Below are 14,212 nucleotides of genomic sequence, written 5' to 3'. Positions count from 1 at the left end.
CTGCGCATACTTTCAAAGAACTTCGAATCAGGCCTCAACGCCGTCTTCGTAGGCTGCGACGTTTCCGTCGTAGCGAGCCGCCCATTATAGCCGGCTTTTCCGCTTCGTCAACACCTCATTTCGAGGCAGTTGACGTTGCTGCTTCTGATCCAACCCCGAGGGGCTTTTCTCCGAAGCGAGCCGCCTATTATGTCAGGCTTTTCGTTTCCGTCAACACCTTTTTGAGAGGCTGTTGAACTTCAACTTCCTGCCGCTGATGCCCTTCTGGAGGACCCCTGCGGCGGGGGAGGGGAAGTATGTGCTTCTTTGGCGGCTTTGTGAAGGGGGTAGATGAAGATTTTTTCTGATGGTGCTTTGCGCACCTCTATATAGATAGAGAGAGTGGTCGAGGCGGCATCTTGCTGAGGGTTGGTGGTGGCGAGACGCTTGGCTGGGGATCGCTCTCCGCGGATATCGGCTCCACCCTCTCCCCAACCCCTCTCCCCTCAAGGGAGAGGGGCTTTAACGCATTCGCCCCGCCCTTTTCAGGGCGGGGCGAATGCTTGTTGGCGGTGTGCGGCCGACTTCCGTCCGCCGCTATACGTCAGCCCACTACTAATAGAACGCGCGCGAAGGTGCGCTTGCCGACCTGCAGCAGGCCTTCAAAACCGGGCTGCAGGACGGTTTGGGCGTCTTCGACGACTTCGCCGTCCACCTTCACTGCCCGCTCCTTGAGCTTGCGGGAAGCTTCGGAATTGCTGGGTGTGAGGCCGGCAGCGGTCAGCAGCGCGCCAATGCGCAGGCCTTCGGCCGGAACGGCGACTTCCTGCAGCGGCAATTGGGTGATGTCGCCCTGCCCTGTCACCGCCGCATTCCAACCGGCGATGGCCTGCTCGGCGGCGGCGGCATCGTGGAAACGGGTGGTCAGTTCGCGGGCCAGACGCAGCTTGATCTCACGCGGGTTGATCTTGCCGGCTTCCACGTCGGCGCGCAGCTGCTGGGCTTCGGCGATGGAGATGTCGAAGCTGAGCAGGTCGATCCAACGCCACATCAGGGTGTCGTCCACCTTCATGGTCTTGGTGACCATGTCGATGGCCGGTTCGCTGATGCCGATGTAGTTGTTCAGCGACTTGGACATCTTGTTGACGCCGTCCAGGCCTTCCAGCAGCGGCATGGTCAGCACGATCTGCGGCTTCTGGCCGTAGTGTTCCTGCAGGCCACGGCCCATCAGCAGGTTGAACTTCTGGTCGGTGCCGCCGAGCTCGACGTCCGCTTCCAGCGCCACCGAGTCGTAGCCCTGCACCAGCGGGTAGAGGAATTCGTGGATGGCGATGGACTGCTGGGCGGCGTAACGCTTGGAGAAATCGTCACGCTCGAGCATGCGGGCGACGGTGTGCTGGCCGGCCAGGCGGATCATGTCGGCCGCGCCCATCTTGCCGAACCACTCGGAATTGAAGCGGACTTCAGTCTTTTCGCGGTCCAGCACCTTGAAGACCTGCTCTTCATAGGTGCGCGCGTTGGCGAGCACGTCTTCCTTGCTCAGCGGCTTGCGGGTGAGGCTCTTGCCGGACGGGTCGCCGATCATGCCGGTGAAGTCGCCGATCAGGAAAATCACCTGATGGCCGAGATCCTGGAACTGGCGCAGCTTGTTCAGCAGCACGGTGTGGCCCAGATGCAGGTCGGGGGCGGTGGGGTCGAAGCCGGCCTTCACACGCAGCGGGCGGCCGCTTTCCAGACGCTGGCGCAATTCATCCGCTTTGAGGATCTCATCGGCTCCGCGGCCGATCAGGGCAAGGGCTTCATCAATCGAGGACACGCTAAAACTCCCGGCTTCGCCGTCAAAAACATGAATGGTGTTAAGTGCAAGTTAACCACGTTAACCAATCGAAAAGCCATGCGGCTCAATGGTTTGACGCGGTATTGATACGTGTCTATGTTAACCGCGTTTGGGCCCGCGATTCGGGCCGACCAGAGAACCGACCGATGCCACAATCCGATCACGGCCAGGCGCGCAAGCAGCGCTTCCAGGAACGACTCAACGTCCTGCACGACACCGCCCTGCATCGGAGGCTCAAGCACCATCTCCCCGCTGCGTTCAATGAACGCTGGACCCGGCGGCATTGGATCCATGCCAGCTTGTTCGTGACGATTGGCGCGCTGGTGGCGACGATTGTTCCCGGTTTCTCCAATGCCATTGATACATCGCTGCCTTCGTCGCATTCGACCTTGGCGTTGCCGTTGCCGCCGCTGTCGCTGGCCCGCCTCGGCGAAACCCCCGGTGACAGCTGGCAGATCCTGCGGGTGCAGCGCGGCCAGACACTGAGCGATCTGTTTGAAGCGGCGGGCGTGCCGGCCACGGTGATGCACCGCGTGCTGGAACATCCCGGCACTCGCGAGGCGCTGACCAAACTCCGCCCGGGCACCGAAATCGCCTTTGACCTGCCAGTGAACGGTGCGCTGCGCAGCATCCGCTTCGACCGTGATGCCAGCCACCGCGTAGAGCTGACGCTGCAGGGCGAGCAGATTCGCGAAAAGGTGTTGGAGCGCTCCACCAGCACCCGCACCGTGGTGACCAGCGGCGAAATCACCAGCTCGCTTTACGCCGCGGGGCGCCGGGCTGGCTTGTCGCCTTCGGCCATCGCGACGATGACCGACGACATTTTCAAGTACGACATCGATTTTTCCAAAGACCTGAAAAAAGGCGACCGCTTCAGCGTGGTGATGGACGAAACCTGGCGCGAAGGTGAGCGTATCGACACCAGCAAGGTGCTGGCAGCGACGTTCACCACCGGCGGCAAGACGTACACCGGCTTCCGTTTTGAGCGCAATGGAAAATCGGAGTACTTCGATCTCAATGGCCGGCCGCTGAAGAAGAGCTTCATCCGCTCGCCGATTCAGTTCGCACGGCTCAGCTCCAATTTTGGTTCGCGACGCCATCCGGTGCTGGGCACGATGCGCATGCACAAGGGCGTGGATTACGCCGCGCGCACCGGCACGCCGATCATGGCCGCCGGTGATGCACGCGTGCAGTTCGCCGGCGTGCAACGCGGCTACGGCAATGTGGTGATCCTGGATCACGGCCGCGGCCACACCACGCTGTACGGCCACATGTCGCGCTTTGGCAGCTACCGCACCGGCCAGCGCGTGAGTCAGGGCGCCATCATTGGGTATGTCGGTTCGACCGGTTTGGCGACCGGCCCACACCTGCATTACGAATTCCGCGTCAATGGCCAGCATCGCAATCCGTTGTCGGTGACGATGCCGCCGGCCGAGCCGCTCAAGGGTGCCGAACTGACCGCTTTCCGCGCGCAGACCTCGCCCGCGATGGCGCGTATCCAAGGCATGGAGCAGTTGATTTATGCCGATGCCAGCGATGCGCCGAAGGATGACAAGCGCACCGCCAGTGCCACCCCGCCGCCCGCACCGGCCGGCAAGCGCGGCTGAGCACACCACAACGCGTTGACGCCACGGGCAGGGAGCATGAAGCTTCCCTGCCCGTTTGCTTTGCAGGCCCACCATGACGCAATGCGATCCACAGCTGCCGCTGTTCCTTGGCCTGATGTCCGGCACCAGTGCCGACGGCATTGATGCGGCGCTGGTGCAGTTTCCGGACGAAGGCGGATGCCGCTTCGTGCATGGGCATACCTATGCGTGGGACGCGCCAACGCGGCAAGCGTTGATCGCGCTCGGCCAAGGCCGCGAGCCCGAGTCGCTGGATGCGCTGGGGCAACTGGATGCACACGTCGGCATCGCATTCGCCAATGCGGCCAATCAATTGTTGGATGAGGCCGGCGTGCCACGCGCACAGGTGCAGGCGATTGGTTCGCACGGCCAGACCATCCGCCATCGTCCGTTGGCCGAGCCGGCCTTCACCTGGCAGATCGGCGACGCCAACCGCATTGCCGAACTGACCGGCATCACCACCGTGGCCGATTTCCGCCGGCGTGATGTGGCCGCAGGTGGGCATGGCGCTCCGCTGATGCCGGCTTTCCATCTGGCGATGCTTGGCAGCAGCGATGAAGACCGCGCGGTGCTGAACCTGGGCGGCATCGCCAATCTGAGCCTGATCGGCCGCGATGGCAGTTTGCGTGGCTTCGATACCGGCCCGGCCAATGCCTTGCTGGATGGCTGGTGCCAGCGGCATCTGGGCCATGCGTTCGATGCCGATGGCGCGTTTGCGGCCAGCGGCCAAGTGAATGAAGCACTGCTGTCCCGATTGCTGGCCGAGCCGTGGTTTGCCCTGCCGCCGCCCAAGAGCACCGGGCGCGAGCAATTCCATCTGGAATGGGTGGAAGCGCAGCTGGCCGCCGAGGTGATCGCGCCGGCCGATGTGCAGGCGACCTTGTTGGAGCTGACCGCGGCGACGGTGGCCGATGCCCTGCTCACGCATCTGCCAGAGGTGCGCCGCGTGTTGGCGTGTGGCGGCGGCGTGCGCAATCCGGCGTTGTTGCGGCGCCTGCAGACGCGCTTGCCGGGTGTGTTGATCGACTCAAGCGCTGCGTACGGCTTGGACCCGGATTACATGGAAGCGATGGGTTTTGCGTGGTTGGCGCATGAAACGCTGGCCGGACGGCCGGGAAATCTGCCCAGCGTCAGCGGCGCGTGCGGGTTGCGGATTCTTGGGGCGATTCATTTGGCGTGAGGGTGGGCTGCTGAGCTGGGGGCTGTTTGAACCTCAGCTGTGAGGGCTGATTTCCACCCAAGAGCAAAACAAAAGATGCCCTCATCCGCCCCCCGCCTTCGCGGGGGCAGGCTCTTCGGGCACCTGCATTCGGTACATCCATGTACCTCACCCGGTGGGCGGCTTCGCCGTGCAACTCGGCAGTCCTGCCGAGTTGTCATCCCGTTAACGGGAGAAGGGAAAAACTCAAGCTTGCGGCTGGCTGCTTCCGCACGCGGGAGAAGGGAGTCGTTCACGCATTGCCGTTGGACTACAGGCCGTCGCCCGCTGGCAGCGCGCGCAGGGCCTGGATGGCTTCGGTCAGGGCGTCGACTTCGCGGTTCTCGAAGCCGTTGCGGACTTCATGTTCACTGGCGAACAAGCCCTGCTCCAGCAGGACCATGCAGGTGTGTTCCCGCGTCCATCCGCGCGCCACGGAAAGGCGGCGGATACGTTCAAGCAAGAGCGGGTCGATGTCCCGCAAGATCACGTCGGCCATGTCATTCACATCAGCTGTCCGGTAGATCCCCCGTCCGCATAATCGGTGAGGTGGGCGCCGGATTCAATTGCACCCACCTTTTTGCCATTCAGACTGCTCGATTGATCTGGGTGGTGGCGTCCACTTCACGGCGTAGCCACCACGCCATCAACAAGCCCGGGATGCCCACCACCACCGACACCAGGAAGAACACCTTCCAGCCATAGGCATCGGCCAACACGCCGGCAAACGGGCCGACAAACACCCGCCCCAGCGTGGCGAAAGCCGATAGCAGCGCGTAGTGGGTCGCCGAAAAGCGCGTGCCGCACAGGCCGCTGAGCAAGGCCACGAAGGCGGCCGTGCCCATGCCGCCGGCAAAGTTGTCCAGGCTCAACGCGAACAGCAGCAGGCTGTCCATCGGCGTGGGCACTTCCAGGTGCACGATCAACAGGTTGAAGGCCGGCACTTCCAACGTGCCCCAGGCACCTGCGCCTTCGCGGGCCAGCAGGTAGAAGCCCAGGTTCGAGACCAACTGCAGTACGCCGAAGGCGATCACCGCCGTGGACAAGCGCAGGCGCAACAGGAAGAAGCCGCCCACGATGGCGCCGACAATCGTCATCAGCAGGCCGATGGTCTTGTTGGCCAGGCCCACTTCCGACTGGCTGAAATGCATGCCCTTGAGCAGGAACGGCGTGGACAGGCTCAGCGCAAACGCATCGCCCACCTTGTACAGCACCACCAGCGCCAGGAATGCACCGGCACCGCGCATGCTGAAGTAGCTGCGCAGCGAGGCATTGAGCGTCTCGAAGCGAACCCAGCGGGTCGCCTGGAAGCCCACGATCATCGCCGCGGCAATCTGGGTGACGACGAACACCAGCCGCACCCAGCGATCTTTGCTGTCCGGGTCCAAGCCCAGCAACACCAGCAACTGATGCGCCAGATAAGCGCCGACGCCGACACCCACCACCAGCGCCAGGAAGCCCCACAGCTCACCGCTGGCCTTGGAGACCGGCGCCTTGAAGCGCTCGGGCAATTGCGGCATCAGCAGCAGCGCCAAGGCGCCGACGGCGACCGACAGACCCGCCATCACCCGATACACCTGCGGCCAGCTTTGCCATTGTTCGGCCCAGATCAGGGTGATGCCGCCGGACAACACCATCGCCAGGCGATAGCCCAACACGGTCAGCGAACCGCCGAGACCGCGCTCGGCCGGTTCCAGCAGATCGGTGCGGTAGGCGTCGATCACCACGTCCAGCGTTGCCGACAAGCACGCCACCAACACCGCCACCGACGCGAACATCGCCAGATTGCGCGACGGCGACAAGGTGCTCATCAACAACAGCGCGGCGCCGAGCACGAACAGCAGCAACACGATCCAGCCGCGCCGGCGACCGAGCAGCGGCAGATCGAAGCGGTCGATCAGCGGCGCCCACAGGAACTTGAAGGTGTATGGAATGCCGATCAGCGACAGGAAACCCAGCGTCACCAGATCCAAGCCATCCACCGTCAGCCACGCCTGCATCGCACCGCCGGTCAGCGCCAGCGGCAGGCCGGAAGCAAAGCCCAGCAGCAGGATGACGAACAGGCGCCGCAAGCGCTGCAGCCCGCGCGGGGTTTCCGCGATGGCTTGGGTCACAGGTCGTAGTCCACGATGAACGGCGCGTGGTCGGAGAAGCGTTGCTCGGTGTAGATCGAGCAGCTGCGCAGGCGCTCACGCAGGCCGGGCGTGGCGAACTGATAGTCGATACGCCAACCGACGTTGTTGGCACGGGCCGCGCCACGGTTGCTCCACCACGTGTAGTCCTGGCCTTCCGGATGCAGCGCGCGGTAGGCGTCGACCCAGCCACGGCCGCTGGCAACATCGACCTGCTCGGGAAGATCGGCGCACAACCCGTTCAACCAGTCGCGTTCCTCCGGCAGACAGCCGGAGTTCTTCTGGTTGGACTTCCAGTTCTTGATGTCCAGCGCGCTGCGGACGATGTTCCAATCGCCGCACAGCACGTAATCGCGACCACTGGCCAGCCATTCGTCCAGCAGCGGCCGCAGCCATTGCATGACCTCGAACTTGAAACCCTGCCGCAGCTCGCCCGAAGAGCCGGACGGGATATAGAACGACACCACGCTGAGGTTGCCGAAACGGGCTTCGATATAGCGGCCTTCGTCGTCGAACGGCGCCCAACCCAGCCCGGTGCGCACTTCATCGGGCTCGCGGCGGCTCCAGATGGCCACGCCGCTGTAGCCCTTCTTGGTGATCGCGTCACGGTAGAAGCAGTGATGCCCGTCGGGACGGAACAGCGCATCGGTCAGCTGCGATTCCTGCGCCTTGGTCTCCTGAATGCAGAGCACGTCGGCCTGCTGCTGTGCGAACCACGCGTTGAAACCCTTGGTGGTCGCCGAACGAATGCCGTTGGCGTTGAAGCTGATAATCCGCATGCTTGGCCTATCTTGTTGTTTTATATGGGCCAATCAGGCCAACCGATGGCACCGGGGCGGCACCCGCACGGGGCGACAGCGACTACGGTCCACGCCGTCATCATGCCTTGCGGCTGCTGGGGTTTTCCAGCCAAAAGGCGGCTGTTGCGGGCACCGTGCTCATTGGCGGCGGGTTGTACAGTCACTTGGCGGTGCGTCGTGTCGCCGCGCAGACGCTGGAAAAGCTGGCCCGCGCGCGGCAATTGCTGGCCTGAGTGGGCCCGCCAGCAATCGCTGAAGCCATGCTTTACCCTAGTGGCCTTCATAAGACGACAAGAAAACGTATTTACATGAGTGATCACCGTTCCCGCTTTCTGCAGCTGGCGCTGAATGCCGACGCGCTGCGTTTTGGCCAGTTCACCCTCAAGTCCGGTCGCGTGAGCCCGTATTTCTTCAATGCCGGCCGTTTCGATACCGGTCTTGCGCTGTCCCAGCTGGGCAACTGCTATGCCGATGCCATCGAATCGGCCGGTATCGCCTATGACCAGCTGTTTGGCCCGGCCTACAAGGGCATCCCGCTGGCGACCTCGATCGCCTGCGAGTTCTCGCACCGCGGCCGCGACCTGCCGCTGACCTTCAACCGCAAGGAAGCCAAGGACCACGGCGAAGGCGGCACCCTGATCGGCGCCGACATGGCTGGCAAGCGCATCCTGATCGTGGATGACGTAATCACCGCCGGCACCGCCATCCGCGAGGCGCTGGAGATCATCCGTGCGGCCAACGGCATCCCGGCCGGCATCGTGGTGGCATTGGATCGCCAGGAAATCGCCTCCGAGCAGGACAGCCGCTCCGCTGCCCAGGCCGTGGCTGCGGAAACCGGCATCCCGGTGATTGCGGTGGCCAACCTGGCCGATCTGCTTGCTTTCGCCTCCGGGAACCCGGAACTTGTCGGCTATCGGGAACCGTTGCTGGCCTATCGCGCCCGCTACGGGAGCAATCCAGTCGGCTGACAGCAGGGGGCTGCCATGACGCCAATTTCGTCCAAGACCGGTTTTGCCACGGGCCTGCTGATGCTGGCCGCGCTGGCGTTGCCGGCAATCGCGCAGAACAAGCCCGAAGCGGCCAGCAAGAAACTCTATTGCTGGGATAACGCGCGCGGCGAACGCATCTGTTCGGACACGTTGCCGGCAGAAGCAGTGAACAATGCGCGGCAGGAGTTCAATGCCCGCAGCGGCCTGCGCAGCGCCGATGTGGAACGCGCGCTCACCAGCGAGGAACGCGCCGACGCCGCACTCGCGCAGGCACAGGCCGAGGTGGATGCGGCCGCGGTGGAGACGCGCAAGCGGACCGAGCAGGCGATGTTGGCCACGTATGGCAGCGAGGATGCATTGCGACGCGTGTTCAACGAGCGCACCGCCATCGTCGACAACAACATCAAAACCGCCAGCTACAACGTGACCAGCCTGCGTGAAGCACTGGCTGCGCAGCTGCTGTCGGCCGGCAACAAGGAATTGGCCGGGCAGAAGGTGCCGGACAAGCAGGCCGAGGAAATCCGCCAGCGCCACAACGAACTGTTGGCGCAGCTGCGCCTGCAGACGGCCTTCCAGCAGCAGCGGCAGACGCTGGAAGTGGAGATCGCCGAGAGCCTGGCGCGTTATCGCGAGTTGAAGGGAATTGTTCCGGCGGCGGAAACGGCGGCTGCGGCGCCGGTGACGACCAAGGGCTGAGCCGGTCAACAACGTGTTTTTTGAAAAGCGGCCTTCGGGCCGCTTTTTTTTTGCCTTGCCGTTTCCCTTCTCTCAAGTCCGCGCTCGGCGGCCCGGCCCCCTCTCCCCAACCCCTCTCCCGCAAGGGGAGAGGGGCTTTAAGCAACAGCCGCAGCTACTGCAGCGACAGCGACAGCGACAGCGACAGCGACAGCGACAGCGACAGCGACAGCGACAGCGACAGCGACAGCATCTTGTCTGTTGGCACTTTCCAACCTGCGTGATGCAGGCTTTTTTACGGCGTTTTTACGCTGTTCCCATGCTCTGGACGTCGAACGTTTACGCCCTGCGGGAGGACGATGCCGGTCCTGATCGGGGTGATCGGCACGCGTGTGCGTTGCCGCTGCCCCGCCCTTCCATCGACGCGATGTGCCGGCTGCTCCGGCGCCCGTTCTGATATCGAGGTTTCCATGCCCGGCTGGCTTTCCCTGTTGTGCGGCGTAGTGGTGCTGATTGCCGCTGCCTATCTGCTCTACGCGGTCCTGCGACCCGAGTCATTCTGAGGAGCATGCCGTGACTGAAACACTTGTCATCCTTCTGGCCAGCATCGCGCTGGCCTGGCCGTTGGGCCTGTACCTGGCGCGGTTGATGCGCGGCACGCCGATGCGTATCGATGTGCTGTTCCATTGGATCGAAAAACCGCTGTACCGCGTGCTCGGTGTGGACCCGAAACATTCCATGTCGTGGCGCGGTTATGTGGTCGCGTTCCTGATCAGCAACCTGGTGTTGGCGGTGCTGACCCAGGCCGTGTTCATGACCCAAGCCTGGCTGCCTTTCAACCCGGACAACATCCCCAACCTGCGCTGGGACACCGCGCTGCACACGATGGTGTCGTTCCTGACCAACACCAATCAGCAGCACTACAGCGGCCAATCGCAGTTGTCGTATCTGTCGCAGATGACCGGCATCACCGGCCTGCAGGTGATCACGCCGATGATGGGCCTGGCATTGGCAGTGGCGACCTTGCGTGCGTTGTTTGCCAAACCGCCGCAGAACGCGGCGGACAGCACCACGCCAGTGCGCGTCACGGTCGGCAATTACTACGCCGATGTGGTGCGTTTGTGCCTGCGCTTCCTGCTGCCGTTGTGTCTGGTGTGGACGTTGTTGCTGACCTGGCAGGGCGTGCCTTCAACGTTGTCGGCTGGCCCGCAGGCCACACCGATCGACGCCAGCGCTGGCATGGAAACGCAGAAGATCCCGCTCGGCCCGGTCGCCGCAATGGTCGCGGCCAAGCAGCTCGGTGCCAATGGCGGTGGCTGGTATGGCCCGAACAGCAGCGTGCCGCTGGAAAACCCAACGCCGCTGTCCAATGCGTTGGAACTGATCGGCATTCTGCTGATTCCGATTGCGATCATCTTCATGATCGGCAGCTTCACCGGGCGACGTAAATTCGGCGCATTGGTGTTCGGCTGCATGCTCGGTATGTCGTTGCTGTCCACCGCCGCCAGCCTGTGGTCGGAGAGTCACAGCGCCACCGCCGCCAGCGCGCTGCTGATGGAAGGCAAGGAGACGCGCTTTGGCTCCGACGGCACCGCCTTGTGGGCCACCCTTACCACGCAGGTGCAGAACGGCTCGGTCAACGGCATGCAGGATTCGATGAGCCCGCTGACCGGCATGGTGTCGCTGGTCAACATGCTGATCAGTGCGATCTGGGGCGGCATCGGCTGCGGTCTGCAGCAGTTCATCGTCTACCTCCTGATGGCGGTGTTCCTGGCCGGGTTGATGACCGGACGCACGCCCGAGTTGTTCGGCCGCAAGCTGGAAACCCCGCAGGTGCGATTGCTCGCGGTGCTGGTGTTGCTGCAGCCGATCACCCTGCTCGGCCTGACCGCGTTGACGCTCACCATCCCCGGCCTGGCCGGCACCTCCAACCCCGGTTTCCACGGCATCAGCCAGGTGTTCTACGAGTATGTTTCGGCCTATGCCAACAACGGCTCGGGCTTTGAAGGCCTGGCCGACAACACCGTGTGGTGGAACCTGAGCTGCGCGCTGGTGCTGGTAGTGGGGCGTTTCCCGATCCTGATCATCCCGCTGATCATCGCCGCACAACTGGCCGCAAAACGTCAGGCACCGCAAAGCGCGGGCAGCCTGCAGATCGAAACCCCGACCTTCGCCCTGACCCTGGTCTGCGTGGTCGTCGTCCTCACCGTGCTGCAGTTCATGCCGGCATTGGTGCTCGGCCCGGTGGCCGACCACCTCAGCCTGACGCTGCAGGGAGCCCCCTCACCATGAACGCCCCAATGAACGCTTCTGTTTCCTCCGCCGTCTCGCGGCGTCCTGTCCTGCTCGATGCCGCCGGCTGGCGCCGAGCGCTGCTGGAGTCGGTGCGCAAGCTCGCGCCGATGCACCTGCTGCACAACCCGGTGATGGCCATCGTCATGGCCGGCACGCTGTTGGCGCTGCTGCTCACCGTCACCGGCAATGCACCGATGGGATTTGGCCTGGCGGTCACCGCGATCCTGCTGGTGACGGTGCTGTTCGGCAACTTCGCTGAAGCCGTGGCCGAAGCGCGTGGCCGTGGTCAGGCTGCGTCGTTGCGGCGCGCGCGTCAGGATCTGGTGGCGCGTCGTCTGGCCACCGTCTTGGTCGGTGCCAGCGAGGACAAGGTGCCCGCCGCCGAGTTGCACCCGGGCGATCACGTGATTGTCAGTGCCGGTGAGTTCGTGCCGGCCGATGGCGAGATCGTGCGCGGCCTGGCCACCATCAACGAAGCCGCCGTTACCGGTGAATCGGCGCCGGTATTGCGCGAGGCCAATACGGATCGCTCCGGCGTGATCGGCGGCACCAAGGTGCTGTCCGACGAAATCGTCGTGCGTATCACCGCCGAGCCGGGTCACAGCTTCCTGGATCGCATGATCGCGCTGGTGGAAGGTGCCAACCGGCAGAAGACGCCGAACGAGATCGCGTTGACGCTGTTGCTGGCGGCGATGTCGCTGACCTTCCTGGTGGTGGTGGCGACGTTGCCGGCCATCGCGGGATTCGTCGGCGTCTCGCTCGATCCGCTGCTGCTGATCGCGCTGCTGGTGTGCCTGATCCCCACCACCATCGGTGGGCTGCTGCCGGCCATCGGCATCGCCGGCATGAACCGCGCGTTGGCCGCCAACGTGCTGGCAAAATCCGGCAAGGCGGTGGAAGTGGCCGGCGACGTGGATGTGCTGCTGCTCGACAAGACCGGCACCATCACCTACGGCGACCGCCAGGCCACCGTGTTCCATCCGCTGGCCGGCATCGATGCGGCGCAGCTGCGTGAAGCGGCGCTGTTGTCGTCGCTGGCTGACCCGACGCCGGAAGGCAAATCCATCGTGCGTCTGGCGCGCGAACAGGGCTGCACAACGGCAGAGCCGGATGTGGCGGACTACCTGGCCTTCACCGCACAAACCCGCATGTCCGGCGTGGATCTGGAAGGCGGCCGTCGCATCCGCAAGGGCGCGTCCGATGCCATCGTCGCGCATGTGCTCGCACTCGGCGGCAACGTGCCGAATGAGCTGCAGGCGCGTGTGGACCAGGTCGCTCGCGGTGGCGCCACGCCGCTGGTGGTGTGCGAAGGCCGCCATGTGCTCGGCGTGGTGGAACTGGCCGACGTGGTCAAGCACGGCATGCGCGAGAAATTCGCGCAGTTGCGGGCGATGGGCATCCGCACGGTGATGATCACCGGCGACAACCCGCTCACCGCCGCCGCCATTGCCGCCGAAGCCGGCGTGGACGATTACATCGCCCAGGCGCGGCCCGAGGACAAGCTGGCACGCATCCGCAGCGAACAGGCCGGCGGCCGGTTGGTGGCGATGGTCGGTGACGGCACCAACGATGCGCCGGCACTCGCGCAGGCCGACATCGGCTTGGCGATGAACTCCGGCACGCAGGCCGCCAAGGAGGCCGGCAACATGGTCGATCTGGATTCGGACCCGGCCAAGCTGCTGGCGGTGGTGGAAGTGGGCAAGCAGCAGTTGATCACACGCGGCGCACTGACCACATTCTCGCTGGCCAATGACGTGTCCAAGTACTTCGCGATCCTGCCGGCCTTGTTCGTCGCGGCGGTGCCGTCGATGGCCGCGCTGGACGTGATGCAGCTGTCCAGCCCACGCAATGCGGTGTTGTCAGCGCTGATCTTCAATGCGCTGGTGATTCCGGCCTTGATTCCGCTGGCGCTGCGTGGCGTGCGCTTCCGTCCCGCCACCGCCACCGCGCTGCTGCGGCGGAACATGCTGGTGTACGGATTGGGCGGCGTGCTGCTGCCGTTTGCGGCCATCAAGGCCATCGACCTTCTTCTCGCTCTGGTGTTCGGCGCATGAACCGCTCAATCACAACGTCCAATACGCGCACCCGCAATCCGCTGTGGCGCCCCGCCATCGGCCTGTCGTTGTTCGGCCTGCTCGGCACCGGCCTGGTCTATGCGTTGGCCGCCACCGGCGTGGCCGGCACGCTGTTCCCGGCGCAGGCCGATGGCAACCTGGTCCGCGATGCGGATGGCGCGGTACGCGCATCGTTGCTGGTGGCCCAGCCGTTCAGCGGCGATGGCTACTTCCAGACGCGTCCATCGGCAGCCAGCTATGACCCGATGGCCGCAGCGGGCAGCAACCTGGCGCGCAGCAATCCGGAGTTGATCAAGCGTGTCGCCGAGGCCACCACGGCGGTGGCCGCGCGCGAGAACCTCGACGCCGCCAAGGTGCCCGGCGAGCTGGTCACCCAATCGGGCAGCGGCATGGACCCGGAGCTGTCGCCCGCCGCCGTGCAGGTGCAGATCGCCCGGGTGGCGCAGGCGCGCGGCTGGCCGGTCGAGCGTGTGCAGGCACTGGTGGATGCGCAGTTGCAGGGCCGCCAATGGGGCGTGTTCGGGCAACCGCGCGTCAACATCATCGCGCTCAACCGTGCGCTGGATACCGCCACGCATGCACCTTGATGCAGTGCCTACCGGCAACA

At 64.4% G+C, this 14,212-nt stretch carries 13 protein-coding genes; 9 read left to right on the top strand and 4 right to left on the bottom strand.

Annotated elements, in window-relative coordinates; genetic code table 11:
* Positions 1-583: 583 nt before the first annotated feature.
* Complete coding sequence (tyrS, locus tag ACREP4_RS13450) at positions 584-1,795, bottom strand: tyrosine--tRNA ligase (protein WP_431596695.1); 1,212 nt, start codon at positions 1,793-1,795, stop codon at positions 584-586.
* A gap of 167 nt (positions 1,796-1,962) precedes the next feature.
* Here tyrS and ACREP4_RS13445 point away from each other — a divergent pair, with 167 nt between their 5' ends.
* On the top strand, positions 1,963-3,423 hold the full coding sequence (locus ACREP4_RS13445; protein WP_431596694.1) for a peptidoglycan DD-metalloendopeptidase family protein: 1,461 nt from the start codon (positions 1,963-1,965) through the stop codon (positions 3,421-3,423).
* A gap of 73 nt (positions 3,424-3,496) precedes the next feature.
* Positions 3,497-4,621, top strand: coding sequence for an anhydro-N-acetylmuramic acid kinase (locus ACREP4_RS13440; protein WP_431596693.1), 1,125 nt, complete (start codon positions 3,497-3,499; stop codon positions 4,619-4,621).
* A gap of 289 nt (positions 4,622-4,910) precedes the next feature.
* Here ACREP4_RS13440 and ACREP4_RS13435 read toward each other — a convergent pair whose 3' ends face one another.
* From ACREP4_RS13435 to ACREP4_RS13425, 3 genes are all read right to left on the bottom strand, one after another.
* A complete protein-coding gene (locus tag ACREP4_RS13435) occupies positions 4,911-5,138 on the bottom strand; it encodes a hypothetical protein (RefSeq protein ID WP_431596692.1) in 228 nt (75 codons plus the stop codon).
* Positions 5,139-5,226: 88 nt separating this feature from the next.
* The gene (locus ACREP4_RS13430; RefSeq protein ID WP_431596691.1) at positions 5,227-6,753 is read right to left on the bottom strand and encodes an AmpG family muropeptide MFS transporter; all 1,527 of its coding nucleotides are present in this window, start codon (positions 6,751-6,753) and stop codon (positions 5,227-5,229) included.
* Positions 6,750-7,550, bottom strand: a complete 801-nt coding sequence (locus ACREP4_RS13425) for an exodeoxyribonuclease III (protein ID WP_431596690.1) — start codon at positions 7,548-7,550, stop codon at positions 6,750-6,752. The genes ACREP4_RS13430 and ACREP4_RS13425 overlap by 4 nt, the downstream gene beginning before the upstream one ends.
* A 2-nt stretch (positions 7,551-7,552) precedes the next feature.
* On the opposite strand from ACREP4_RS13425, the gene ACREP4_RS13420 reads away from it, so the two are divergent.
* The 7 genes from ACREP4_RS13420 (at position 7,553) to kdpC (ending at position 14,192) form a co-directional block, all read left to right on the top strand.
* Positions 7,553-7,804: a hypothetical protein gene (locus tag ACREP4_RS13420; protein ID WP_431596689.1), complete on the top strand. Its 252-nt coding sequence runs from the start codon at positions 7,553-7,555 to the stop codon at positions 7,802-7,804.
* A gap of 75 nt (positions 7,805-7,879) precedes the next feature.
* On the top strand, positions 7,880-8,539 hold the full coding sequence (gene pyrE / locus ACREP4_RS13415) for an orotate phosphoribosyltransferase (RefSeq protein WP_431596688.1): 660 nt from the start codon (positions 7,880-7,882) through the stop codon (positions 8,537-8,539).
* Positions 8,540-8,554: 15 nt separating this feature from the next.
* Positions 8,555-9,256, top strand: coding sequence for a hypothetical protein (locus tag ACREP4_RS13410; RefSeq protein ID WP_431596687.1), 702 nt, complete (start codon positions 8,555-8,557; stop codon positions 9,254-9,256).
* A gap of 449 nt (positions 9,257-9,705) precedes the next feature.
* Positions 9,706-9,798 (top strand): potassium-transporting ATPase subunit F, encoded by a 93-nt coding sequence (locus ACREP4_RS13405; protein WP_057635969.1) that lies wholly within the window; start codon positions 9,706-9,708, stop codon positions 9,796-9,798.
* Positions 9,799-9,808: 10 nt separating this feature from the next.
* Entirely contained in the window at positions 9,809-11,527 is a 1,719-nt protein-coding gene (gene kdpA, locus ACREP4_RS13400) for a potassium-transporting ATPase subunit KdpA (protein ID WP_431596686.1), read from the top strand.
* A gap of 8 nt (positions 11,528-11,535) precedes the next feature.
* Positions 11,536-13,584, top strand: coding sequence for a potassium-transporting ATPase subunit KdpB (gene kdpB / locus ACREP4_RS13395; RefSeq protein WP_431596685.1), 2,049 nt, complete (start codon positions 11,536-11,538; stop codon positions 13,582-13,584).
* Positions 13,581-14,192, top strand: coding sequence for a potassium-transporting ATPase subunit KdpC (kdpC, locus tag ACREP4_RS13390; RefSeq protein WP_431596684.1), 612 nt, complete (start codon positions 13,581-13,583; stop codon positions 14,190-14,192). The genes kdpB and kdpC overlap by 4 nt, the downstream gene beginning before the upstream one ends.
* Positions 14,193-14,212 lie beyond the last annotated feature (20 nt).

Origin of the sequence: Stenotrophomonas sp., from assembly GCF_050737575.1 — a bacterium.
Taxonomy (GTDB): Bacteria; Pseudomonadota; Gammaproteobacteria; order Xanthomonadales; family Xanthomonadaceae; genus Stenotrophomonas.
The sequence above is the reverse complement of the archived record's forward strand: the minus strand, read 5'-3'. Positions and strand labels throughout refer to the sequence as shown.